We start from the raw sequence: 25,264 nt of genomic DNA, 5'->3' as shown, positions 1-25,264 counted from the left end.
GATATGAAATGCGCGGACCATCTGCGACGCGAAATAATGACGAGCTGACGCTGCGGGGGCTTGCGCGCTTCCGTTCGATGTCGCTGCTCTGCGCGATGCAGATGGTCTTTCTGCCGGTGTTCAGCGTCCGCCTTCAGGCGCAGACGGCGAACGTCATCGTTCCGGATGGCCGCACCGGGACTTCTTTGCACACCTCCGGCAGCGTCACCAACGTCACGACGTCGACGGTCTCCGGCAACAACGCCTTCAACTCGTTCTCGCAATTCAGTGTCGGGCAGGGCAACACCGTCAACCTGCAGCTGCCGGCCGGCACGCAAAACCTCGTCAACATCGTTCGCGACGCGCCGGTCTACGTCAACGGCACGCTGAACTCCTACATGAACGGCGCGATCGGCGGTAACGTCTATTTCGCCGATCCCAAGGGTTTTGTGGTCGGCCGTTCCGGCATCGTCAATGTCGGCAGCCTCAACGTCTCGACGCCGACGCGCGAGTTCACCGACAGCCTGATCGGTGCGGGCGGGGCGATCAACCAGTCGGCGGTCGGCAATTTGATGGCCGGCTCGTTCCCGGTCTCGCCCGACGGCAACATCCGTATCTACGGCCGGGTCAATGCCCAGGACGGCGTGCGGCTGACCGGGCAGAACGTCTATGTCGGCGGCGCCAGCCAGCGCGACATCGCCAATCTCGATCACGCCGCGAAATTTGCAGCCTCCGTCAACTCCAAGGGGCTGCGCAGCGCCAGCGCGATCACCGTCAGCAACGGCTCGATCCGTATCGGTGCGGTCAACAACGCTAGGGTCAACGGGCGTCTGACCGCGCGCAGCAAGAGCACGACGCCGAGCAACATCACCGTTCAGGCCGGCAACAACATCGAGATCGGCAAGAACGCCAGGCTGAATATCGCCAGCAGGACCGGCGATGCCGGCGAGATCCGGCTGAAGGCGGCCCAGAACCTGACTGTCGCGGGCGGGGCCAGGTTCAACGCCAGCGCGAAGACGGGCAATGCGGGCCTCGTCGATTTCAGCGCGAACGGAATCATCGACATCGGCCAAGGCATCAAAGTCAACGTCAGTGCGGACAACGGCAAGGCCGGCACGCTGCTGATCGACCCCACCGACGTGGTCGTGGGCGATGCCGCCCAGGGCGACTCCGGCGTGACGCTGTCGAACAGCTCCATCGCTAATGCGCTCGCCGGGCTCAGCGCGGGTGCCGACTACCTCATCCAGGCGGATCATTCCATCACGCTCGCCGCGCATGCGATGATCGATGCCCGCCGTCTCGATGGCTCCGGCCATTCGACCGGCAACGCCAACAACGTCATCATCGACGCGCCCAACATCGAGATCATGAATGGCGCGCAGATCCTGGCCCAGTCGGTCAATTTCGGCGGGACCACCTACGCCGACGGTAACGTGACGCTGAGGGCGACGGCGAGCGACATCAAGCTGTCCGGCCAGGCCACCGCCGAGACGGCGATCACGGTCGACGGCAAGATCACCGGCGGCATCATCTCGATCACCGCAACCTCGACCGCCGTGTCAAGTTTCCTGAACGGTTCTGTGGTTGGTGATTTCGCGCTTGTCGGCTCGACGCTGGCCGCCTCGCTGCTCGGGCTCAATGGCGGCTATGTCGCGGCAAGCGCCACTGCGACCATCAACATCAACAGCCATGCCGACATCAACGGCCGCGGCGATGTCACCATTTCCGCGCATGCCACGGAGACCGCGTCGGATCCGGCGGTCGCCTCCACCTTGCTTGGCAGCCTGACGCCGGTCGCGGCCGGCGTGGTCGTCGGCAAGATCGACGGCACTGCCACGACCAACGTGGCCTCGGGCGCGACGGTCAACGCCGGCGGCAACCTCGAGATCAAGGCGCTCAACGATGCGACCATCGCCGTCTCTGCCCTCGCGGTATCGACCAGCGCGCAGATCGTCCCGACGGTGGCCTATTCCAAGGGATCAGTGTCGACGACCGCCAACGTCGCGACCGGCGCGCATATTGCGGCGGGCCTGGTGAACACGACCGGCAGCACCCTGAAGGTGCGCGCGATCAACAACAATTCCTTCTCGACCAGCGCAACGTCGGTCGCGGCACCCGGGACGGGGGCGAGCGGCGCCGTCGGCGGGGCGTTCGCCATCAGCGACATCACGACGTCCGTGACCGCGACGCTCGGCGCATCGCTCGGAACCGATACCGCCAACCGGATGAACGGCTCCGTTCTCGTTGAAGCGACGTCGGACACGACGAGCAATTCCACGATGGCCTCGTCCATCGCCGGCCTGCCGGCGCTGATCGCGGCGATCGAACGAGGACTGCGCGCCGTCACCTCGCCGACGTCGATCATCAGGGACCATATGGGCTCGCTGATGCCGTTGAGCTTCGATTTCAAGGTCGCAGGCGCGCTGTCGCTGGCCAACAGCAGCCAGAGCGCGACCGCTGCGATCGCGCAAAATCCGAGCGGCGGCGCGCCGAGCATCTATGCCAGCGGCAACGTTGCCGTTGCCAGCAATGTCATCGATCGCGGCGTTCGCAGCAATGCGACGTCCAGCGCGATCACGAAGGATCCGGTGTCCGGCGAGAGCACCGCGATCAGCGCGGCCGTCGCCTGGGGCAATTTCACCCACAACTCGAACGCTTATGTCGGCAACGGAACCCTGATCAACGCGGCGAACATCGCTGTCGATGCCACCACCGAGCTGCCCATCACCAACACCTGGCTGAAGTGGGATGGACTGGGTGCGGTGCTGAGCCACCTGAACGGCAATCTCGGCGTCGGCGGCAACATCCTGACCAGCTATGCCAACGCCACGGCGGATGCCGGAGACACGATCGGCATCGCCGGTTCGCTCAACCATTTCGTCGTGAACAACAACACGACGGCGTGGGTGGCCGGCAGCGCGAGCCTGACGGCGACCTGCGCCACCGCGGCCTGCGGCAGTGGCACCGGCTGGTCGGTCGGGATGGACAATGGCGACGTCCATACCTACAACGCCAGCATCCAAATCGCGGCCACCACGACCACGGCGTCGATCGACGCCGCCGGCAATGTCGGCACGCTCGGCTTCCTGTTCGGCAACACCTCGGGCGGCTCCTCCGTCGGCGGCGCGCTCAATCTCGTCCAGTTCAACACCAATACCATCGCCGGCGTTTCGGACCGCGCGACGCTGCGTGCGGCGGACGACATCGCCGTCAACGCGATCACTTCAGACCGGTTCGTCGCTGTCGCACCGTCGTCCGGCAAGGCTGCCGGCACGCTGGCGCTGAATGGCATCACTTCGCTCGGTTTCCTGAACAACACGACGCACGCGTCGATCTCGAGCCAGGCCACCGTCTATGCACCGACCGTCGGCATCCTGGCGCAGCAGGATCTGTCGGTCGTGACGCTGTCCGGCGCGATGAGCTATAACGGGAGCGGCGGTTCGGCGGTCGGCTTGTCGGTCGCCTATCTCGGCGCAAATACCGACACCTCCGCCTATATCGGCGACAACCATTCCGACATCCGGCCCGGCGTGTTCAGCGCCAACGATCCGTTCGCTGGCACCAGCGGCGGAAGCGGGGCGGTCAATGTCGACAATCTGACACTCAGCGCGACCACGTCGGGGCGAATCACCGCGGCCGCCGTGGCGGCAGCCGTCTCCGACCCGGCTTCGTCGAATTTCTCCGACAAGGCAGGCGCTGCCGGCGCCGCCTCGACCGGAGGCACCGCCGGCGTGACGACGGCGGCGGGCAAGATCGGTTCGACTTCGGGATCGAGCACCAGCGGCTTCAGCCTCGACCTCGCCGGCAGCTCGTCGGTGAGCGACGTCTCGCTCGGCACCAGCGCCTATATCAAAAACACGACGGTCAACAAGTACACCACGACCGGCGCCGTGCTGACCAACACGATCGTTCAGGCGCTGAACGACACCATGCTTAATAATGGTTCCGGTTCCGCGGCGCTCAATCTGGCCGGAGGGTCCGCCCAGGGAGCTGCGATCGGCGGCGCGATCGCGGCGGCGATGTCGAACAACGCGACACTCGCCTACATCTACGGCACCACCATGAACAACCAGAGTTCGGTGACGGTGCAGGCGCTCAATGGCGGCTCGGAGACCGTCGTCGCCATCGGCGTCGCGGGATCGAAATCCAATGCTGCGTCGCTGTCGGCCTCCGTCGGCATCATCACGGACAGCGCCAACGCCTATATCGAGAGCTCGACGATCACGGGCCAGTCCTCCGGCGTCAACCGCGCGCTCGAGGTCGACGCCTACCAGACGGCGAACATCGCGATCGGCGCCGGCTCGCTCTATATATCGGGTGGCCAGGCCGGCGTCGGCATCGGCCTGACATATGCGTCGATTGCCGATCCCTCGGGCGGAAACGCGACCGACGCGCACATCCGCTCGAGCTCGATCTCGAACTACGATACGCTGCTGGTGATGGCCGACAGCGCCAGCGTGATCGCGGCCGGTGCGGCCTCGGGCGGGGCAGGGTCCAACGGGCTTGCCGGCGCGATCGTCGTCAGCGAGATCTCGCCCACCACGACCGCCTACATCAACAGCGGCGCAACGGTGAACATCAACGTTGGACGCGTGACGGTGCTGGCGGACAGCGGCGCTGTGTCGGCGCTGGACACCGCGCTCGGCAACCTCGTCAAGAAGTCGAACAACAATCATCTCGCCGAGGACACCTGCACGGTCGCCGGCGGCACGGGCGGGCAGAACTGCATCGACTTTGGCGCGGCTGCGCTCAACGGGGGCACGGGTAACGGCCCGGGGGCCAGCATCATCTCCGTTGCGGGGCTCATCCAGGCCGGCAAGAACAATGTCGGCGCCTCGATCGTCTACGACACGATCGCAACGACGCATTCGGCCTATATCGCCAACGTCTTGATGACGGCCGCCAGCAACGGCAATGTCAGCGTGAGTGCGGTCGACTCCTCCAAGATCCAGTCGGTCACCATCGGCTTCGGTCTGGCGACCGGACAGTTTGCGGGGGTCGGCGGCACGACGATCAGCAGCATCTCAAATACTGTTTCGGCGGCCATCGGCAACAACCTGTCCAGCGCGTCGCAATCGGCCATCACGGCCAAAAGTATTTCCGTCAACGCGACCGACAATTCCAGCATCACCGGAACCGCCGCCGTCGCCGGCGCCTCGACGCAAGGCAGCGCCGCGGGCCTGGCGCTCGTCTACAGCAGCATCGCCAACAATGTCAGCGCCGGCGTTACCGGCTCCAAGCTGACCGCCTCGGGCAACGTTGCCGTCGGTGCGAACTCGAATGCCAGCATCTCGACGGTCGCCGTCGGTATCGCGATGTCCTCGCAGGTCGGGCTGGCCGGCTCGGTCGCCACCAATCTGATGGGGACCAACGTCACCGCCAGCATCACCGCGGCCGGCACCAACGGTATCAACGGCGCCGACGTCACCGCCACCAACAACGTCGCCGTGATCGCCGGCAACAACGACAAGGCGGGCGTGTTCGCCGGCGCTGTGTCGATCAGCAAGGGGGCGGCTGGCGGTGCGGGTTCGCTGGTCACCAACCAGATCACGGGGACCACCGCGGCCTATATCAGCGGGGCGAACACCAAGGTCGACGCGCTCGGGACCAGCAGCACCGATACGCTGTCGGTCAACAACGGCTCGCTCGTGCATGCCTTCGATCTCGGCACGGCGCATGCGCCGACCGACACCACGCCCGACCTCACCGAGAACCAGGACACCGTGCGTGGCCTTGCCGTGGTCGCGAGCTCGCATCAGGCGGTCGTGACCAACGTAGCTTCGCTGGCCGCGAGCAGCGGCATTTCCATCATGATCAACCCGATCACCAACGTGATGAGCGGGGTGACGAGCGCCTATATCGACAGCGCGGCCATCGACACGCGCCTGACTTCTTCGACGCTGAAGCCGCAGATCGAGGTCGCCGCATCCAGCTTCTCCTATTCGGGCGCGTTCGGTGCCGGCATCGTGGCTCCGACCGGCAACGGCGGCGGCGGCGCCACCATCATCAGCACCACGATGCAGCGCGGTACGTTCGCCTACATCACCAATGCCACGGTCGGCGGCGTGCAGTCGTCGAGCCCGACGGTCGGCGCCGTCACCGTGAAGGCCAATGCCGAACAGGATGCGTCCTCGATCGCGATCGGCTTCAACACCGGCTCGGTCGGGCTGAACGTCTTCCAGGCAACGACGGAGGCCTATGTCGACGGCGGCGCGCTGACGGCCTCGTCACTGACGGTGAACGCCACCAACAACACCGGCATCTACTCCGCGAACGGCTCCGGCGCCTATGGCAGCCAGGCTGCGATCGGCGCGGCGTTCCTGGTCCAGGTCTCCTCGAACCGGACCGAGGCCTATGTCGGCGACGAATTCCACTATCAGGGCAATGGCGCGGCACACACGACCGCGCTCAATCTGAGCGGCGCGCTCGACGTCGAGGCCAACACCAAGAACCGCTTCGAGGCCTATGCGATCGGCGGCGCGCTCTCGACCGGCACGGCCGCGATCGCCGGCATGGCGAACATCGAGATCGCCAACAACACGACCATCGCTGGAGTGTACGACACCACGCTGCAGTCAGTGACGGGCGGCGCGGCCGGCGCGGTTACCATCAACGCGGCCGAGGACGTGGCGATCAAGGAGATCGCGGGTGCGCTCGCAGTCGGCGCGAGCGGGGCGGGGGTCGGCGTCGGCGCCGCCGCCAACGTCATCGTGTTCAAGAGCCGGACCGTTGCCGAGAGCTGGAACAGCAATCTGAACTCGTCCGATGCGATCAATGTCAGCGCGCTCAGCACCAAGGAAGTGCTGTCCTACGCGGTGACGGCCGGCATCGGTGGCAGCGTCGGCATCGGCGCGACCGTCGGCGTCATCATCATCGGCACCAACACCGCCGATGCCGACACCCAGGGCCAGCAGACCGGCCAGCTCAATCAGGGCAACAACGGCACCATCGCGTCCGTGAACAACGGCACCAACAACTCGCATGGCAGCAACGCGGTCGCCAGCGGAACGGCCGGCAATCCGAACAGCGCCAACGTCAGCTCGACCTACGACGTCAGCAGCGTGCTGAGCGGCGGCAACGACGCTGTCGTCGCGCAGATCGCGGGCGGCAACGTCACGGGCACGCAGGTCAATGTCACTGCCACCAGCGCCAATGCGGCCAAGATGTATCTTCTCGGCGCCGGCTTTGCGAAGAATGTCGGCATCGGAGCGGGCATTGGCTACACCAGCGTCAACAGCACCGTGCTCGCCAATTTGAGTGACTACGGACGCAACGGCTCCGGCGTGCTGGTGGCCGCAGATACGCCTTTGGCCGTCTCGGCACCGGTTGTCACCGTTGCGGCGGTCGTCAAGGACGCGACCACCGGACCTTATGCCGGCAAGACCATCGACACCGAGGCGATCGCCGGCGGTGCGGCGCTTTACTTCGGCGCCGATGCGGCTGTCGCGGTCGGCAATGTCAGCAACTCCGTGGTGGCGATGCTTGGCGGCCAGATCACCGGCACGGGCGGCACCGGCACTGGCGCCGCCGTCATGGCGCAGGATTCGACGACCCAGGTGGTCTTCACCGGCGGCGTCACCGGCGGCGCCGTGGCTGTCGGCGCTTCGGTCGCAACGGCAAGCCGAACGAGCTCGGTCGCTGCGAGGGTTCTGAACGGCTCCACCGTCAACGTCTCGACTCTGGCAGTTGGAGCAAGCGGCGCCGGCACGCTGACGACGACGGCCACGGCACTCGGCGGCGGCATCGTCGCGGGCGTCGGTGCGGATGCGGAGGCCCACGAGAACTCGTCCGTGCTGGCGGAGATCGGCAGCAGTGCCTCGATCACGACGTCCGCGACCGACGTCGGCACGCTGGTGTCGGCGTCGATCACGCCCAATCTTGCGAGCGAGGCGATCGGCGTTTCGGTCGGCGGCGGTGCCGTCGGCGTCGCCATCGCCAAGTCCACGGTCGGCGCCACGGTGACGGCCGATGTCGGCGACAACGCTAGCTTCTCCGGCGGTGCGCTCGCCGTGACCGCCATGGCGCTGGTTCCGACCAGCGGCACGACGACCTACGCCAAGGCGCTCGCCGGCGGCGGCGGTTCGCTGATCGGCGCGCAGGGGAGCTACGCCGTGGCGTCCGAGAACGCGACGGTGAGCGCCTATGGCGGGACGGGGATCCGGCTTCCCAACGCCAACGTCACTATCGCGGCAGAGAACGACAGCGCCCAATACGCCGAGGGAACCGGCCTTTCGAGCGGCTTCCTGGCGCTCGGTGCTACCGTCGCGCAGACGTCGTCGAGCGCGCACACCTATGCCTATCTGGGTGCGCCTGCCGACATGGATACCCTGAACCATGGCAACTACACCGGTATCCTCCGCATCACGGCGACCGGCACGGATACCAACGTCTCCAACGCGACGGTGGGCGCGGGCGGCACCTATGCCGGCGCGGCGGCGGTCGCGACCACCAGCTCGACCGCCGTAACCAATGCGCGGTTCGACGGTAGCGCGAGCGATGACACGCTCTATTTCGGCGGCCTCCGCATCAATGCCAAGCACACCACGAATTATGCCGCCAGCGGCGACGCCTACCAGGCCTCCACGGCCGGCGTCTCCGCCGGCAAGGCGCAGAACGACGTCGACTCGACCACCACTGCCGAGATCGGAACGCACCTGATCATCAATTCGGCGGGCGGCAACATGGTCGTCATCGCCAACGACATCGTCAACCAGGCCGGCGGCGGCGCACGCTCGGGCTCCGGCGGCTCGTTCTCGGGGGCTGCTGCACTCAGCACCTCGACCGTCACCCAGACCGTCACCACCAATATCGGCGCCGGCACGGTCCTGAGCCTCAACGGCGATCCGCGGACATCGGCGGCGTTCATCAATATCGAGGCCTACAATACGCTGAACACCAACGACACCGCGAGCCTCGCCACGGCCAGCTTCTTCGCTGGCGGCGGCGCCGAATCCAAAATGACGGCGAATGCCACGCTCGCGGTCAACATCAATGCCCGCGAGCTGTTCAGCGTCGGCAAGATCTATATCGGCACGGCCGCGAAGATGGCGGCGGCGAACAACGCCAATGCCAGCCTCTATGGCGCGATCGCAGGCGTCGGCGCCAGCACCAACAGCTGGGTCCACGCCATCCAGTCCGTCAATGTCGGCGATAATGCGAAGATCGCGGCCTGGCGCGACATCACCATCTACGCGGGCCTCGCCGGCGACGGAAGCGTCTTCAGCAGCGTGCAGGCGACGGCGACGACGGTCGTCTACAACAACACCGCCATTCCGATCTCCACGCTTTATCGCGGCACGGCCAATGCCGACGACACCACGAGCCTGACGCTGGCCCCCACCTCGAGCATCCTCGGCGCGCGCGACATCTATCTCGGCGCAACGCAAGGGCAGGTCACTGCGGCCGGTAACGGCAGCAACTACAATCCGTATCTGGACATCTTCAGCGCCAAGAACAGCGACAACCACAGCCACACCAGCGGAACCGGCGATGTCGCGCTCAATGGCCTGGTGGTGGCCGGCGTCAACAACGATCTGACGATCACGATCGAGCTCGGTGCGACCGCGCCGACACTGAGCACGACCAGTCCGTATTCCCTGCTGACAAACGGCTCTTCGTCGGTCCTTGAGCTCGTCTCCGACGTCAATCATTTCAGCCCGGTGATGAGCTGGAACCACCAGACGGTCCAGTACGCCATCGTCGGCAACTTCAATCCCTACCAGCTGGTGGTCGACCAACTGGCGAGGCTCACCGGTCTGACTGCGACGCAGGTCCGCTCGCAGCTCGCGGCGGCGACGCCCACGGCGCCCGCCAGCATGACGCCGTCTGGCACCGATCCGACCGGCGACATCCAGCGCCAGATCGACACGTTGATCAAGCAGGCGCCGTTCACCTCCGACGCGCCCGGCAACGCCTTCGCATTCGGCGACATCCTGGTGTCCGCCGGCAACGTCTCGATCCTGGCCCAGAAGCTGACCGGAAACAGCGGCACGAATCCCGCCCCGCCCGCGGTCATCGCGCGCAGCTCGCCGCTGATCAAGATCGAGAACAAGGGCCTCGACTTCATGAGCCTGGGCAACCTCACGGTCACCGATGTGACCGGAGGTAACATCACCTATCGCCAGATCGACCATGTCGACCCGGATTCGCATTCCAATGTGACCTTCACCGCGATGCCGAGCGCGACGCCGGTCATCGATGTCTCCGCCACCTACAACCGTCTGGATCCCGACAGCGGCCAGGGCATCGACCAGAACGGCAACGTGCTGACCCGCACGCCCGACATCTATTTCAATGGCGCCGTCAACAACGCGAACGGCCTGCTCAAGATCATCAACAATCTCGGCAGCGTCGTCGCATCGCAGTCGCTCAGTGCCGCGACCGTCCAGATCGTGGTGCCCAAAGGCACCTTCACCTTCCTCGGCGGTATCGGGAGCTTCTACGACAGCGGCAGCGCGGTCACCTCGCAATGGGCCACCACTGAAAACAGGCCGGAAGACACGCTGACCGCGGTGATGACGGCGGCGACCTATCTCGGCGCCTACGGCGACTACTATACCGCTCCGCATATCGCTTCGGGAACCGATCACCCCTATTTCTATTACTGCTGCACCGACGGCAGCCACGGCGTGTATCAACCCGTCGGCAACGCCGACGCCAGCACGATCTTCACCGCGCGCATGCTGATGACGTATTACGACGGCACCTCGCTCTATTCATCGATCTTCCTGCCGGTGGGCAGGGGTACGCCTGGGAACACCAGCACTCCCGATGCCGGCAGCGTGCCTGACATCGCGACCCTCAAGATCATCGAGGGGCAGTCGCAGGACTCGGCCAATGTCGTGCTCGCGCAGTGGAAGAAAACGACTTATGACGGCCGCAACGTCTACACCGATAGCGGTCCGTACAAGACGCCGTTCAACTGTGCGTCAGCCTGCGACAGCTCGGGCTTCTTCCAGGTGATCAACATCCAGCCGGATGCGATCACGCCGAAGACCGCAGATGCGCCGGCCACCGCGACAGCCACCCGGACCATCAGCGGTCAGGCGGTCATCATCTCGGCGTCGGTGATCAACATCAACGGCATCATCCAGGCCGGCTCGAGCAGCAACTACTCGGTCAACATCGGCGCCGCTGCGTACGATGCCATCTATGGCAGCAACGGCCTCAAGAATCGCAACGGCGGCGCGGATTTTGCCGCGGCCCAGGCCAATGCGCGGAACGGCGTCTATTACGACATCTCGGGCTCCGTGACGGCGTCGGCCAGCGGCGACGCCAAGATCGGGGTCAGGTACAACGCTCTCACCGACCAGCTCATCCTGAATGGCGTGGCGCAGGGCGCCGGCGGCTACGTCTACCTCAACGGCAAGATCATCTCGACCTCGACCGACAACACCCAGACCCAGGGTAACATCGAGATCAAAGGCGGCGCCGGCACGGTCACCGTCAACAACACCAGCGGGCTCCAGCTCGTCACCAACACCATCAATACCAGCGTCACTGCCCAGAGCGTGGTCGAGATCGTCGACCAGCTCAAGGGGAAGACGACGTGGTGGGTTTACGATCCCAAGGCTGCAAGCAGCCAGCAGGTGTCGCGGTACGAGACCAACAGTGTCACTGCGGCCGCGATCGACCCGTCGATGCTTACGGCCAGGACCGGTACGGCGGGCGTCCAGTACGCGACGCAGGAGAACATGCTCTATCAATGGGTCGACACCGCGACGCTGGATCGTCTACCCACCAGCACGCAGTTCGACTACGGCTGGAGCTTCACGCCCAATCAGGTCACCGGCGAGAACTGGACCCGCTCGACCAACCTGGTTTCAGGCACGCAGAGCAGCAACTATCAGAAAGTCACCACCGCCACAGGCAGCTATCACTGGGCGGGAGGCGTGAACCCGGATGGGAGCCCCGTTGGACTCAACACCCATTCCAACGCGTGCTGCGGCGCGGACGCCCAGTACAACTGGTACCAGGCGATCTATGATCACCTGACGCTCACGCTGACCAACACGGTCAAGGCGTCGAACCCGATCAACATCAAGTTCATCGGCGGCAGTAGCAGCGACGTCGTGGTCAATTCGACCTCGGGCATCGTCATCAACGGGTCGATCAACAACCAGCAGGGCACGACGACGCTTGCCGCCACCGGCACCAACTCGTCGATCACCGTCGGCGCCAATGCCAACAACCCGGTGATCTCGGGGACGAGCGTGACGCTTCGGGGTGACGGCGGTATCGGCACGCTCGGCACCACCAAGGCGCCCGTCCAGGTGCAGCTCTATGGCGGCAGCCTGACCGCGAGCTCGATCGACCGCGACATCGCGATCTCGGCCATCGGCGCGCTGTCGATCAACCAGGTGAAGGTGAACTCGGCAGGCGCGACGCCGCAGGGCAGCGTCTTCCTCTCGGCGACCGGCGACATCAACTCGGCGTCCGCCTATAACGTCGCCAATCCCGTGGTGATCGGCAAGAACATCGAGATCAACTCCACCTCGGGTGCGATCGGCGCGACGAGCGCCGTCGTCAACGGCGCGTCCACCCTGACCAACATCAATCCGCTGGTGATCCAGGCGACGGGCACGACACAGGCGAGCGGCGCCGTCGATGGCGGCGTTCTCGACAGCGCATCGGCCACCGGCACCTATATCATCCAGTCCAAGGGTGATTTGCGCCTCGGCACGGTCCAGTCGACCGGCGGCCCGGTATTCCTGGAGGCGGCGGGCTCCGACAACAACCCGGCCAACATCCTGAATGGCCGGGCGGCGGTCGGCCTCACCCAGGCGCAGAGCCAGCATCTCCAGGACGTCTGGACGAGCCTCGACCTGCTCAGCGGCAACGCCGCCACCAATGCCGTCAACAGCTACCAGTCGATGGTGACGTCGGCCTACAACGACTACTTCCAGCTCAAGAACATCGCGTTCACGAACGGCAGCACCTACAACCCGACCTCGGTGGGGCTGACGGTGCTGCGGGCGCAGGTGGCGGCCAAGCTCGGCATCGATCCCGCCAACGTCTCGACGACGCAGATGAAGAACGAGGCCACGACGCGGTTCCTGAGGGATCAGTTCCTGCTCGGCAAGATCACCACCGACGAACTCAAGAGCTCGCTGACGACATTGCTCGGCACCGCACCCGCGGATCCGCTGGCGACGTTGTTCGGCAGCTCGCTGTCGACGACCCTGTTCACCAAGCTGTTCGACGGCGTCACGACAGCCAATCAGCGCTTGCCGAGCAACACGGCGCTGCAGACGGCGCTGAACGCCTACAATGCGAACTACAGCTACACGCTCGCATCGACCGAGCGGGTCTACAGCATCATCACCGCGGGCTCGCAGTGGACGCAGAGCCAGCTCGCCTACACGGTGTCGTCGTCGGCCGTCGGCGCGGCGCCGCCGCCGATCGACGACAACGTCGTGGCCAATGTCAGCGCGAACCAGATCATGCTCTACGCGCCGCGCGGCTCGGTCGGCAATTCGGCCGCGCCCCAGACGTTCACCTTCACCAGCGTCGATTCCTCCTCGCTGACGCCGGAGCAGAGGGGATTGCTCGCCACCGCCGGTCCCGGCCAGCTCACCGTCGGCGCGGTCACGAATCCGACGACCCATGTCACGACCTATACGGTCAGCCTGTCGCAGCAGAACCTCGTCGTCGTCGACAACCCGATCGCGATCTCGGCCAAGGCGCTGACGAATATCTATCTCGGCAGCAAGAACAGCCTCGCGCTCGGCGGCGTCACTGCGAATTACGGCCCGATCACGGCCGCGCAGGCCAACGGCATCCAGGTGACCGGCCGCGGCGACGTCAAGCTCGACGCCGTGACCAGCATCTTCGCCAATGTGAGCGGGCCGGTGATATCAGGTGATATCGGCAACCTGACCCTGATCGCCGAGCACGGCAATGTCGGTGCCCCCGGGGCCGCCGGAAGCAATCCCGCGACCAACACCAACGCGCTTCAGATCGCGTTCGCCGATCCGGGCAACGACCAGCTCGACCAGGTTTCGTCGGCGCAGGGCATCTATGTGAAGCAGACCACCGGCGATCTCATCCTCGGCAACATCGCCGCCGGCAATGCGATTCAGCTCGCCGCGACCGGCAGCATCTACGCCGAAGCCGACTTCACGGATCGTACAGCGATCCACATCCTGGGCGCCGACCTCGATCTGCGCGCCGGCGGCAACATCGGCTTCAACGGCTCGACCTTCCAGCCGCTGCAGGTGAACATCTCCGGCGCGGTGACCGGCTCGGCGGTCGGCGATCTCAGCATCCTCGCCGTCACCGGCGATCTCGCCGTCGGCACGAGCGGCGCCTATGGGGCGCTGACGGCGGGCGGTGCCCTGACGCTGAACGTGCCGCGCGGCGCGCTCACCATCAATACCAGCATCACCAGCGCTGGCCTGATGCAACTGCTCGCCAACCGCGGCATGACCTTCGCGGCCGGCACCAGCGCGGCGCCGGTGGTTGCGACCAGCAGCTCGGGCGGCGTGACGCTGGTCGCCGCGACGCTGTCGATGGGCGCCTATTCGGCCATCAATGCGGCCGGCCTGATCTCGGTGACCACCACGGGCGATGCGACGATCGGCCAGCTGAATTCGTCGCAATCTTACGCGGCGGCCTCGAACGCGCCCTCGATCATCGTCACCGCTGGCGGCGTCGCGTCGCTGGGCGCGATCGTCGACAATGGTGACGGGCAGACCAAGTTCATCGCCTCCGGCGCGGGCGCCGAAGTGTCGCTGAGCGCATCGAACGGCATCGGCAACGCGACGAGCCGGTTCGCCCTCAACGCCGCGCGCCTGTCGGCGAGCGCGAGCGCCGGCGACATCTACGTCAAGACGCTCACCGACACTGAGACGAGCCTGCTGTCGGCGGTCAAGGGCAACGTGGACATCATCGGCACGGGCGGCCTGACGCTCGACCAGGTAGTGGCGGGCACGGCGACGGGCGCGAGCGGGTCTTTCCGCGCTGTCGCCAACAACGGCAGCATCGTCATCGGCACCGCCGACAGCAGCGGCTCGCAGACGGTCCACGCCGGCCAGAACGTGACGTTCAAGTCGCTGGCGACCACCGGCAATAGCGGCGACGCCGGCAACATCAATGTCACCGCCGACAACGGGTTCATCCTGGCCGAGACGGTGACCTCAGGCGGCATGACCACGCTTGGCTCGGTCTCGGCGCACGGTTCGGCGACGCTGCTTGCCGTTACGACCATCACCGGCAACACGCTTGCGGCGACGACCGGCTCGGCCCTGCTGACGGCCGGCGGCGGCCCGATCAACTGGAACGTCCTCAACGTCGGAACGACGCTGGGAGCGACGGCGAGCCAGGGCAGCATCACGTTCCAGACCGCGCAGAGCGGCGGCACGCAGACCATTCACGCCCGCGACAACGTGACCTTTAACGCGCTGACCACGACGGGCATCAACGGCGATGCCGGCAGCATCAATGTCACCGCTGACAACGGCTTCATCCTGGCGCAGACGGTGACGTCTGGTGGCGTGACGAGCCAGGGCTCGGTCTCGGCCAACGGCTCGGCAACGTTGCTCGCCGCCACGACCATCACCGGCAACACGCTTGCGGCGACGACCGGCTCGGCCCTGCTGACCGCCGGCGGCGGCCCGATCAACTGGAACGTCCTCAACGTCGGAACGACGCTGGGCGCGACGGCGAGCCAGGGCAGCATCACGTTCCAGACCGCGCAGAGCGGCGGCACGCAGACCATCCACGCCCGCGACAACGTGACCTTCAACGCCCTGACCGCCATGGGCATCACCGGCGATGCCGGCAGCATCAACGTCAACGCCGACAACGGTTTCATCCTGGCGCAGACGGTGATGGCCGGTGGCGTGCCGACGCTCGGCTCGGTCTCGGCCCATGGTTCGGCAAGGCTGATCGCCGCGGGCACCAACACCGGTCATAACCTCACGGCCTCGACCGGCAACGCAGTCTTGAGCGGAACGGTCGTTCGTTGGGATAATCTCAACGCGGGCGGCACGCTCGATGTCACCGCGACCGCCGGAGGGATCACCGTTGGCACCGCCATCAGCGGCGGCACGCAGACCCTGCACGCCGTGAACGACATCGTCTTCAGCCAGCTCACCACGACGGGTATCCCGGGCGATGCCGGCGACCTCAACGTCAAGTCCGACACGGGCTCGCTCCGCGGCGGATCGATCTCAGCGCACGGCGATACGCATTTCGATGTGGCCGGATCGGTCTCGCTCGACCGGATCAGCGGCGACACCGTCAGGATGACCTCGTCGGGTGACCTGACGATCGGCTGGGTCAGCGTCGTGAGGGAGCTCGACCTGGCGGCAGATACGATCAACGTCAAGGGCGAGCAGATCCGCTCGAACCCGCCGATCCCGCTGATCATGAACGTCACCGGCTATAACGGCGGCGTCGCGAAGTCCGCCAACATCTCGATCGATCCGGACAGCATCATCGTCAACCAGTTCAGGGTGGTGGACGCGAACTTCTTCACCGATGCGCACGCCGTGACGATCCTGAACGGCTACGTGCCGGGCCAGCTCATGCTCACCACCGCCACGCAGCAGGTGTTGCTCAACAACCGCACGCCGGCGCCGTCCAACTGGCCGACGCTCCAGCTCTACCAGCCGGGCGGCCTGTTCACGATGAGCCAGGTCGGCAACGCCAATGTCAGCAATGCCTATGTGGTGTTCTACACCGGCGACGTCTCGGCCACCGTCACCAACTACGGGCCGACCCACATCTGCTGCAACAACTTCACCGGCGCCAGCATGGCGCGCAACATCTCGGTCGACGGCGAGGGCAGCGAGAGCATCGAGACCTGGATGGCGAAGAAGGACGGCGGGACGTTCTACCTGCTCGGCCTCTCCGGCCAGGCGCGTCTCGATGCGCTGCTGACGCCGCGGCCGGTCGAAACCATCGGTTCCGGCCCCGCCGTGAATATCGAGGGATTGAGCGACATGCGTAAGCTCCGCCGTCAGGGACAGCGTGTGGGTCGCACCGGCTGGAGGGATGCAGCGGTTGAGGCGGCGAAGCCGGCCGTTGGCCGTCTCGCGCAGGCATGGTAACGGGATTCGGGATGCGGATTCTCGGGGCAGCGTTGGCGGTTGGAGTGGCAGCGTCCTGCATCGCTTCCGCGCGCGCGCAGGTGCCCTCGATCAATCCCGGCGTGATCCAGAACGACGTCGACCGGCAGCGTCGCCAGCTCGAGCAGCAGAGCGCGCCGCCAAAGCTCAGCGGGCCGGCGGTGATCGGCGGCGAGCGGGAAAAGTCCCAGCTCCTGAAGCCGGGCGGGCCGAAATTCCGCCTGCGCAAGGTCGAGTTCGACGCGTCCAAGTTCATCACGCCTGCGGAGCTCGACGAGATCGCCAAGAAATATGTCGGCAAGGACGTCGACATCGCCTCGCTGTTGCAGCTCGTCGCCGACATCAATGCCGTCTACACCGCGCGCGGCATCGTCACGGGCATCGCGACGTTGCCCGATCAGGATGCCAAGGGCGGGGTGGTCAAGATCAAGCTGACCGAAGGCCGGCTCCAGAAGACGACCATCGAGGGCAACGAGCAGACTCGCACCGACTACATCCTTCAGCGCGTCAAGGAGCCGGAAGGCGAGGTCCTCGACGTTCCGAAACTCAATCGCGACGTGATCTGGTTCAACCGCACCAACGATGTGCAGATCAAGGCGCTGCTCCAGCCCGGCACGAGCTTCGGCCTGACCGACCTCCAGTTCGCGGTGATCGAGCCGCCGGTCGACACCTGGCAGCTCTTCGTCGACAACCAGGGCGTGGAGAACACCGGCCGCTGGGAAGGCGGCACGTTCTACAAGCGCCACGGCCTGTTCGGCGTCGACGACCGCCTGACCTTCTACGGCGTCCGCTCCGACGGCAATCTCAACGGCAACGCCGCCTACAGCATTCCGGTCAATCCCTGGGGCGGCCGCGTCGGCGTCAGCTACACCGAAGGCAAGATCAAGATCATCCAGGGACCGTTCGTCGCGCTCGACGTCACCGGACGCTCCAGCCAGGCCGCCGTCAATTTCAGCCAGCCGGTCTGGGTGACGCAGGACTGGCTGGTGCTGCTCAACGGCGCGGTGACCGAGGGCAAGACGGTGAGCCGCTTTACCACGGTCGCCGTCACCGACGATCACTACGACAAGGCCACGGCCGGCGTCTCGGTGACCAATTCCGGCAACAGCTATTCGATCACGGTCTCGCCGGCGGTGAACTACATCGAATGGCAGGACCACGTGCTCGGCAACAACCGCACGTTCAACACCTATACCGGCTCGCTGATCGCGACCAGCGCGGCGGGACCGGCGAATTTCAGCACCAACGTGCTTGCGAGCTGGCAGTACACGCAGGAGAAGCTGCTGCCGGGCGACCAGATCTTCTCGATCGGCGGCCCGACCACCGTGCGCGGCTATCCCTCCAACTCGGCGTCCGGCGACAGCGGCTATTATTTCAACGCCGAGCTGCACTACAACTGGTCGCAATGGCTCAAGGGCTTCGACACCTACATCTTCACCGACTGGGGTGCGGTGTATTCGACATTCCCCGGCGTCACCGAACTCGGCTCGGTCGGCGTCGGTTTCTCCTGGACCTACGCGCCGTTCATGACGTTCGAGGCAAATTACGCGACGCCGTTGAAGATGGCCGTCTCGACCCAGAACCATTATGAGGCCTATGGCCGCGTCATTTTCCGGCCGTTGTTGATGTTCCAGAAGCAGGAAAGCGCCGCGCCTGTGGCGGCGGTTGCCGGCAAGAGCAAGTCGTAGCGAGAGGTTGCACTGCTTCTCTCTGTCGTCATTGCGAGGAGCTCTTGCGACGAAGCAATCCAGAATCCGTCCGCAGAGAGATTCTGGATTGCTTCGCTGCGCTCGCAATGACGGAGGAGGGCGCGTTTGTCAGCGCCGCAGCGTGAACTCCTCCGCCCCGCGCCGGTGCTCCCACTTCGCCTGCTCCAGCTCGGGCTGGTCGCATTCGGTCTCGGGATAGCCGATGCAGAGATAGGCGATGAATTTCCAGGTATCAGGCACGTCGAGAATGGTGTGGATGCGATCCGGATGCAGGATCGACACCCAGCCGAGCCCGATGCCCTCGGCGCGCGCGGCGAGCCACATCGCGGTGATCGCGGCGACGACTGAATATTCCGTCGTCTCCGGCATCGTCGCGCGGCCGAGGCCGTGCCCGATGTCGCTGGCCTTGTCCGCGAACACGGCGAGGTGGCCGGGGGCCTGTTCGAGGCCTGATAGTTTCAGCGTCGCATAGCGCGCCGCGCGCTCGCCTGAGTAGCAATCGAGCGCATCGGCGTTGCACGCCCTGAAGTCGTCGATCACGGCGCGGCGCCGTGCGGCGTCATCGACGGTGACGAAGCGCCAGGGCTGACTCAGGCCGACCGAGGGCGAGAGGCAGGCGGTTTCGATCAGGCGTTCCACGGCGCCGTCCGGCAGCGGATCGGTGCGAAAGCGGCGCACGTCACGGCGCCATACGAACAGCTCGCGCAGATGTTGGCGGAAGGTGTCGTCGAACTCGACCATGGGGTCAGTGTCCCATCTGGAAAGCCGCGGCAACGAGCAGGATCACGATCTCGCCGGTCTGCTCGAAGGCGCCGAGGATGTCGCCGGTCTGCCCGCCGATCTGGCGGATGGCAAGCCGTGCCAGGATCCAGCCGGCAAGCGACAGCAGGATCAGGCCGACGAGGGCCTTACCCGGTCCAAGTGCGAGGGTGAGCGCGAGAGTTCCAACGGCAAAGGCGATGGCGACGCTGCGGCCCGGCGGCGATCCGGCGCTTGCCGACAGACCGTCAGGCCGCGCCGGCGGTACCAGCGACATGAAGGCCGGCACGCCCGCGCGGGCGGCGCAATGCGCAGCGCACAGCGCCAGCGTCACCAGCCACGGATTGGCGATCGTTGCGAGCGCGCTCCAGCGCAGGCCGAATGACAGGATCAGCGCGCAGACGCCATAGGTGCCGATCCGGCTGTCGCGCATGATCTCCAGCTTGCGCTCGCGCGTCCGGCCGCCGCCGAGCCCGTCGGCGGTATCGGCAAGGCCGTCCTCGTGCAGCGCGCCGGTGATGAGGGCGGTTGTGACCAGTGCGAGCAGGGCGGCAAGGTTCGGCGTCAGTCCGAGCCGGCTGAAGATCTTGTAGACCAAGGCGCCTGCAAGTCCGACCAGCAGGCCGGCGACCGGCAGCGCCCAGGTCGCGCGCGCGATGGCGCCGTCGGCCGCGGGCTTTGACGATCCGACGGGCAGGAGCGTGACGAACGACGCCGCGATCCTGAGATCGGCGATGACATCCCGGATCGTCTCTGCGCCCGGCATCATTTCAGCTTCATCGGCAGTCCGGCGACCACGAACTCGACCTCGTCGGCAACGCCGGCAAACGTCTGGTTCATGATTCCGGCAGCATCGCGATAGGCGCGCGCCAGCGCGTTGTCGGGCACGATGCCGAGGCCGACCTCATTGGTGACCATGATGACCGGACTGCGCAAGCGAGGGAGAACCTCAGCGAGGTGCGTCACCTCGCGCGACCAGTCGCGCTCGGAATGCAGCAGGTTGGACAGCCATAGCGTCAGGCAATCGACCAGTCTCGCGCCGCCGCCCTCGGTTTCGACCAGGGCCTGCACCAGGTCGAGCGGCACCTCGCGCTCGATCCAGTCGGCTCCGCGTCGCGCGCGATGCTTTGCGATGCGATCCTCCATTTCGGCGTCGAGCGCCTCGGCCGTGGCAATATAGACGGGCCGCCCGGGAAAGGCCTGCGCGCGCGCCTCCGCGCGCCGGCTCTTGCCCGATCGCGCTCCGCCCGTGATCAAGATGACGGCCATAAAAGTCTCCTGTCGGCCAGCACTAATCACCAAACGGGGCCAAAGACAAAGCCGAAATCAGGCGGGCGGGGGCTTGCGCTCGGCCGGAGCTTTGCGCAACAGGGGCGGAGCGAGACGGAGATTTGCGTGGGCTTTGCGGGTGCGATGGCGGTGGCGATGGCGGTGGATGCCCTGTTGGGCTGGCCGGCGCCGCTGTTCGCGCGGATCGGCCATCCCGTGACCTGGCTCGGCCGGCTGATTACGACGGTCGACACCGCCTGGAATCGGCCGTCAGATCCGCCGGCGTTCCGCCGCGCCGCGGGCGTTGCCGGCGCGCTCGTGGTGATTGCAGTCTCTGCCGCTCTCGGCTGGGTCCTTCAGTCCGTGCTCGCGCTGGGCTGGATCCAATTCGTGCTGGTGGGCATCCTCGCGTGGCCGCTGGTCGCGCTACGCTCGCTCGATGATCACGTGGCCGCCGTCGCAAGCCCCTTGCAGGCTGGCGACATCGCCGGCGCACGCGAGGCAGTCTCGCGCATCGTCGGCCGCGATCCCGCGACGCTCGATGAAGCCGGCATCGCTCGCGCGGCGATCGAGAGTCTTGCGGAAAACGCCTCCGACGGCATCGTGGCGCCCGTGTTCTGGGGCGCGCTGTTCGGCCTGCCCGGCATCTTCGGCTACAAGGCCATCAACACGCTGGACTCCATGATCGGCCATCGCAGCGAGCGACACGAAGCCTTTGGCTGGGCGGCGGCGCGGATCGACGATGTCGCCAACTTCATTCCGGCGCGCCTGACCGGGTTTCTGTTCGTGCTGCTGGCGCCGCGCCGGGCGGAGGCATTGTCGTGCATGACGCGCGATGCCCGCCGGCATCGCTCGCCCAATGCCGGCTGGCCGGAAGCGGCGATGGCCGGCGCGCTCGGCGTGCGGCTCAGCGGTCCCCGGATCTACCACGGCAGCATCACCAACGAGCCCTGGCTCAACGAAGGCGCGCGCGATCCGCTCGCCGCCGATATCACGCAAGGGTTGACCGTCTACCGCCGCGCCATGCTGCTGCTCGCAGGCCTGCTTGCGATCCTCAGCTTCGCGTGAAAGAACAGGACATGCGCGAGCACGGTGGAAATCTCGATCTGGCCCAGCAGCGTTTTGGCGGGCGCGCCGAGGACTGGATCGATCTCTCGACGGGGATCAACCGGCTGCCTTATCCGGTGGGCGAGGTCAGCATGCGCGCGTGGAGCGCGCTGCCGTCGCGGGCCGAGATCGACGCCCTGCATCAGACGGCGCAGCACGCTTACCGCACCAACGCGGCGCTCGTTGCGATGGGCGGGGCGCAAGCCGCCATTCAATTGCTGCCGCAACTTGGGCCGCGCGGCCACGCCCGCATCCTTGCGCCGACCTACAACGAATATTCCGGGGTCCTGTCGGCTGCGGGCTGGGACGTCCAGGAGGTCGCGGATCTTGACGCGCTGGCGGACGCGGACCTCGCCATCGTCGTCAATCCCAACAACCCCGATGGCCGGTGCCATACGCCGAAGGACTTGCTGGCACTGCTGCCGCGCGTCGGCCGTCTCGTCATCGACGAGAGCTTTGCCGATGCCGTTCCGCAGCTGTCGCTTGCGCCGGAAGCGGATCGAACGGGGCTGCTGATCCTGCGGTCCTTCGGGAAGTTTTATGGTCTGGCTGGCCTGCGGCTCGGGTTTGCGATCGGTGGCGCGGCCGACATCGCAGCGATCGCCGCGATGTCGGGGCCATGGCCGGTCTCGGGGGCCGCGATCGCGATCGGCTGCCGCGCATTGCGCGACGATGCCTGGGCGAAATCCACCTCGGCGCGGCTTGTGCGCGACTGTGCCCGTCTCGACGACATGGCGCAAGTAAAGGATTGGACGCTCGTCGGCGGCACGCCGCTGTTCCGTCTCTACGAGACGCCAGATGCACTTGCAGCGCAGGAACAGCTCGCGCGTGGCCAGATCTGGTCGCGCGTCTTCACGCAGAAACCGACATGGCTGCGGCTCGGGCTTCCCGGCAGCGAAGCCGAATGGACGCGCCTTGCCGAGGTCCTAGCGCGCTAGCGAAAGCAGGCCTTCGACGTCGAGATGCTTTTCGATGTGGTCGGCGAGCGCGTCAAGCGCGCTCTCGACCCTGGCATGATAAGGCTCGTCGCCTGCGGGAATGTCGAGCTTGGCCAAATACGCCTTGCGGAAATCATCGGACGTGAACAGGCCGTGCAAATAGCTGCCCTGCACACGGCTGTCGCTGGAGATCGCGCCTTCCGGCTCGCCATTCAATGTCGCGAACGGCCGCGTGCGATCCGGCCCGTCGGTGCGGCCGATGTGGATTTCGTAGGCCTCGATCGGTTGATCCGTGGCGGCGTGCACGGCCGCAACACGCGTCAGCGTCTTCTGCGGGCTCATCACCGTCTCGACATCCAGAAGTCCGAGGCCCGGCGTGTCGCCGGCAGGGCCTTCGATGCCATCGGGGTCGGCGACGCTGCGTCCGAGCATCTGATAGCCGCCGCAGAGGCCGAGGATGTGGCCGCCGCGGCGATAATGCGCCAGGAGATCAATGTCCCAGCCCTGCGCGCGCAGGAAGGCGAGGTCGCCGCGGGTCGATTTGGAGCCGGGGATGATGACGAGCCTCACGTCGCCGGGGATCGCTTCACCCGGACGGACCATCACGAGATCGACGCCGGGTTCGAGCTTGAGCGGATCGAGATCGTCGAAATTGGCGATCCGTGACAGCGCGAGGCAGGCGATCTTGCATTGGCCCGGCTTTCGCGCGTCGCTGAGGCCCAGCGCGTCCTCGGCCGGCAGCTCGCCGGCGCGCGCAAACCAGGGCAGCACGCCAAAGCCGCGCCAGGACGTCTTCTGCTCGATCAGCTTGTAGCCGTCATCGAACAGCGTGGGATCGCCGCGAAACTTGTTGATGACAAAACCCTGGATCATCGCGGCATCGTCAGGGTCGATCACCGTCTTGATGCCGACGAGCTGGGCGATGACGCCGCCCCGGTCGATATCGCCGACCAGCACAACCGGCACATCAGCCTTTCGGGCAAAGCCCATATTGGCGATGTCGGCCTTGCGCAGGTTCACCTCGGCGGGACTGCCGGCCCCTTCGACCAGCACGAGATCGGCCCGCGCCTTCAGCCGCTCGAAGCTCTCCAGCACGGAGCCCATCAGCTGTGGCTTCATCGCCGCATAGTCACGCGCACGCGCAGTTGCGATGCGCTTGCCATGCACGATGACCTGCGCTCCGACATCGGTCTCCGGCTTCAGAAGCACCGGATTCATGTCGGTGTGTGGCTCGACGCCGGCGGCGAGGGCTTGCAGTGCTTGTGCGCGGCCAATCTCGCCGCCATCGACGGTCACGGCCGCATTGTTCGACATGTTCTGTGGCTTGAAGGGAAGCACGCGCAGGCCGCGCCGCGTGAAGGCGCGCGCGAGACCGGCGACGATGAGCGACTTGCCCACGTCCGAGCCGGCCCCCTGGATCATCAATGCGCGCGCCATCGCGTGTATCTTCAGAACTCGACGCCGGCCTGCGCCTTGATGCCGGAGCGGAACGGATGTTTCACCAGCGTCATCTCGGTGACGAGGTCGGCGATCTCGATCAGCTCGTCCTTGGCATTACGCCCGGTGAGCACGACATGCGTCATCGCAGGCTTTTGCGTGCTGAGGAATTCGACGACCTCGGCGATATCGAGGTAGTCGTAGCGCAGCGCGATGTTGATCTCGTCGAGCACGACCATGCGCAGGTTCGAATCGAGGATCAGCTCCTTGGCCTTCTCCCAGCCGGCGCGCGCGGCCGCGATGTCGCGGGCGCGGTCCTGCGTCTCCCAAGTGAAACCTTCGCCCATCGCATGGAACTGGCAGAGATCGCCGAAATGACCCGTGAGCAGGCGGCGCTCGCCGGTGTCCCAGGCGCCCTTGATGAACTGCACCACCGCGCAGGGGAAGCCATGGGCGACGCAGCGCACGATCATGCCGAAGGCCGAGGACGACTTGCCCTTGCCCGCGCCGGTATGGACGATGATGAGGCCTTTTTCGCCGCTCTTGGTGGCCATGATCTTGTCGCGGGCGGCCTTTTTCTTCGCCATTTTTTGAGCGTGGCGGGCGTCGGTTTCCTCGCCCGTTTGGGTATCCGGTTCAGGCGTCATCGTACCTGGTCCTTCGGCTTGACAAGAGGCGGCCGGGGGCAAATGGTGGCCCGGCGTTGGTTCCTGTCCTATGACAGGCGAAGAGGGAATGCGATAGGGTCCGAATCGGCAAGATTTGGGTCCAAAATGCAGCCGCCCCCGCGACCGTGACCGGAGAGATGCCCGAAGCCACTGACCCCTCACGGGATCGGGAAGGCGGGGATCGAAGGGCAAAACCCTGCTCCGCAAGCCGGGAGACCTGCCAGCGCGGACGATTTTTGGACCGGCGGACGGGGTGTTCCGCGACGGGGAAACGGACCCTCGCAAGATCGGTTCGTGGGCCTCTTCGCCTCCCGCTGTTTATTCTG

General features: G+C 65.9%; 9 protein-coding genes and 1 riboswitch. Of the genes, 4 read left to right on the top strand and 5 right to left on the bottom strand.

Annotated features, from left to right (window positions below):
- Window positions 1–8 precede the first annotated feature (8 nt).
- Both XI08_RS01465 and XI08_RS01460 read left to right on the top strand, forming a co-directional pair.
- Entirely contained in the window at window positions 9–17,033 is a 17,025-nt protein-coding gene (locus XI08_RS01465) for a leukotoxin LktA family filamentous adhesin (protein WP_271573046.1), read from the top strand.
- Window positions 17,034–17,044: 11 nt separating this feature from the next.
- Window positions 17,045–18,739: a ShlB/FhaC/HecB family hemolysin secretion/activation protein gene (locus tag XI08_RS01460; RefSeq protein WP_271573045.1), complete on the top strand. Its 1,695-nt coding sequence runs from the start codon at window positions 17,045–17,047 to the stop codon at window positions 18,737–18,739.
- 129 nt (window positions 18,740–18,868) lie between these two features.
- Here XI08_RS01460 and bluB read toward each other — a convergent pair whose 3' ends face one another.
- The 3 genes from bluB to cobU are packed head-to-tail and all read right to left on the bottom strand — an operon-like array spanning window position 18,869 to window position 20,788.
- Window positions 18,869–19,501, bottom strand: coding sequence for a 5,6-dimethylbenzimidazole synthase (bluB, locus tag XI08_RS01455; RefSeq protein ID WP_271573044.1), 633 nt, complete (start codon window positions 19,499–19,501; stop codon window positions 18,869–18,871).
- A gap of 4 nt (window positions 19,502–19,505) precedes the next feature.
- Window positions 19,506–20,288 (bottom strand): adenosylcobinamide-GDP ribazoletransferase, encoded by a 783-nt coding sequence (cobS, locus tag XI08_RS01450; RefSeq protein ID WP_271573043.1) that lies wholly within the window; start codon window positions 20,286–20,288, stop codon window positions 19,506–19,508.
- A complete protein-coding gene (cobU, locus tag XI08_RS01445; protein WP_271573042.1) occupies window positions 20,285–20,788 on the bottom strand; it encodes a bifunctional adenosylcobinamide kinase/adenosylcobinamide-phosphate guanylyltransferase in 504 nt (167 codons plus the stop codon). Before cobU ends, cobS begins: the two co-directional genes overlap by 4 nt.
- A gap of 126 nt (window positions 20,789–20,914) precedes the next feature.
- Between cobU and cbiB the strand changes: the two genes are divergently transcribed.
- A complete protein-coding gene (gene cbiB, locus XI08_RS01440; RefSeq protein ID WP_271573041.1) occupies window positions 20,915–21,856 on the top strand; it encodes an adenosylcobinamide-phosphate synthase CbiB in 942 nt (313 codons plus the stop codon).
- A gap of 11 nt (window positions 21,857–21,867) precedes the next feature.
- Window positions 21,868–22,833, top strand: a complete 966-nt coding sequence (gene cobD / locus XI08_RS01435) for a threonine-phosphate decarboxylase CobD (protein ID WP_271573040.1) — start codon at window positions 21,868–21,870, stop codon at window positions 22,831–22,833.
- On the opposite strand, the gene XI08_RS01430 is transcribed toward cobD, so the two are convergent.
- The gene (locus tag XI08_RS01430; protein WP_271573039.1) at window positions 22,822–24,270 is read right to left on the bottom strand and encodes a cobyric acid synthase; all 1,449 of its coding nucleotides are present in this window, start codon (window positions 24,268–24,270) and stop codon (window positions 22,822–22,824) included. The genes cobD and XI08_RS01430 overlap by 12 nt on opposite strands.
- Window positions 24,271–24,281: 11 nt before the next feature.
- Window positions 24,282–24,917: a cob(I)yrinic acid a,c-diamide adenosyltransferase gene (cobO, locus tag XI08_RS01425; RefSeq protein ID WP_271573038.1), complete on the bottom strand. Its 636-nt coding sequence runs from the start codon at window positions 24,915–24,917 to the stop codon at window positions 24,282–24,284.
- 40 nt (window positions 24,918–24,957) lie between these two features.
- A riboswitch (cobalamin riboswitch) is annotated at window positions 24,958–25,177 on the top strand.
- The last annotated feature ends 87 nt before the right edge of the window (window positions 25,178–25,264 follow it).

It is taken from the genome of Bradyrhizobium sp. CCBAU 11361 (assembly GCF_028128935.1).
Lineage (GTDB): Bacteria > Pseudomonadota > Alphaproteobacteria > Rhizobiales > Xanthobacteraceae > Bradyrhizobium > Bradyrhizobium niftali.
This window is presented reverse-complemented; position numbering and strand designations above follow the sequence as displayed.

What these genes read in the sequence shown, in the direction of transcription:
- cobO (WP_271573038.1), bottom strand. Translation starts at nt 24,917, where the DNA reads ATGACGCCTGAACCGGATACCCAAACGGGCGAGGAAACCGACGCCCGC.
- XI08_RS01460 (WP_271573045.1), top strand. Translation starts at nt 17,045, where the DNA reads ATGCGGATTCTCGGGGCAGCGTTGGCGGTTGGAGTGGCAGCGTCCTGC.
- cobU (WP_271573042.1), bottom strand. Translation starts at nt 20,788, where the DNA reads ATGGCCGTCATCTTGATCACGGGCGGAGCGCGATCGGGCAAGAGCCGG.
- bluB (WP_271573044.1), bottom strand. Translation starts at nt 19,501, where the DNA reads ATGGTCGAGTTCGACGACACCTTCCGCCAACATCTGCGCGAGCTGTTC.
- XI08_RS01465 (WP_271573046.1), top strand. Translation starts at nt 9, where the DNA reads ATGCGCGGACCATCTGCGACGCGAAATAATGACGAGCTGACGCTGCGG.
- cobS (WP_271573043.1), bottom strand. Translation starts at nt 20,288, where the DNA reads ATGATGCCGGGCGCAGAGACGATCCGGGATGTCATCGCCGATCTCAGG.
- cobD (WP_271573040.1), top strand. Translation starts at nt 21,868, where the DNA reads ATGCGCGAGCACGGTGGAAATCTCGATCTGGCCCAGCAGCGTTTTGGC.
- XI08_RS01430 (WP_271573039.1), bottom strand. Translation starts at nt 24,270, where the DNA reads ATGGCGCGCGCATTGATGATCCAGGGGGCCGGCTCGGACGTGGGCAAG.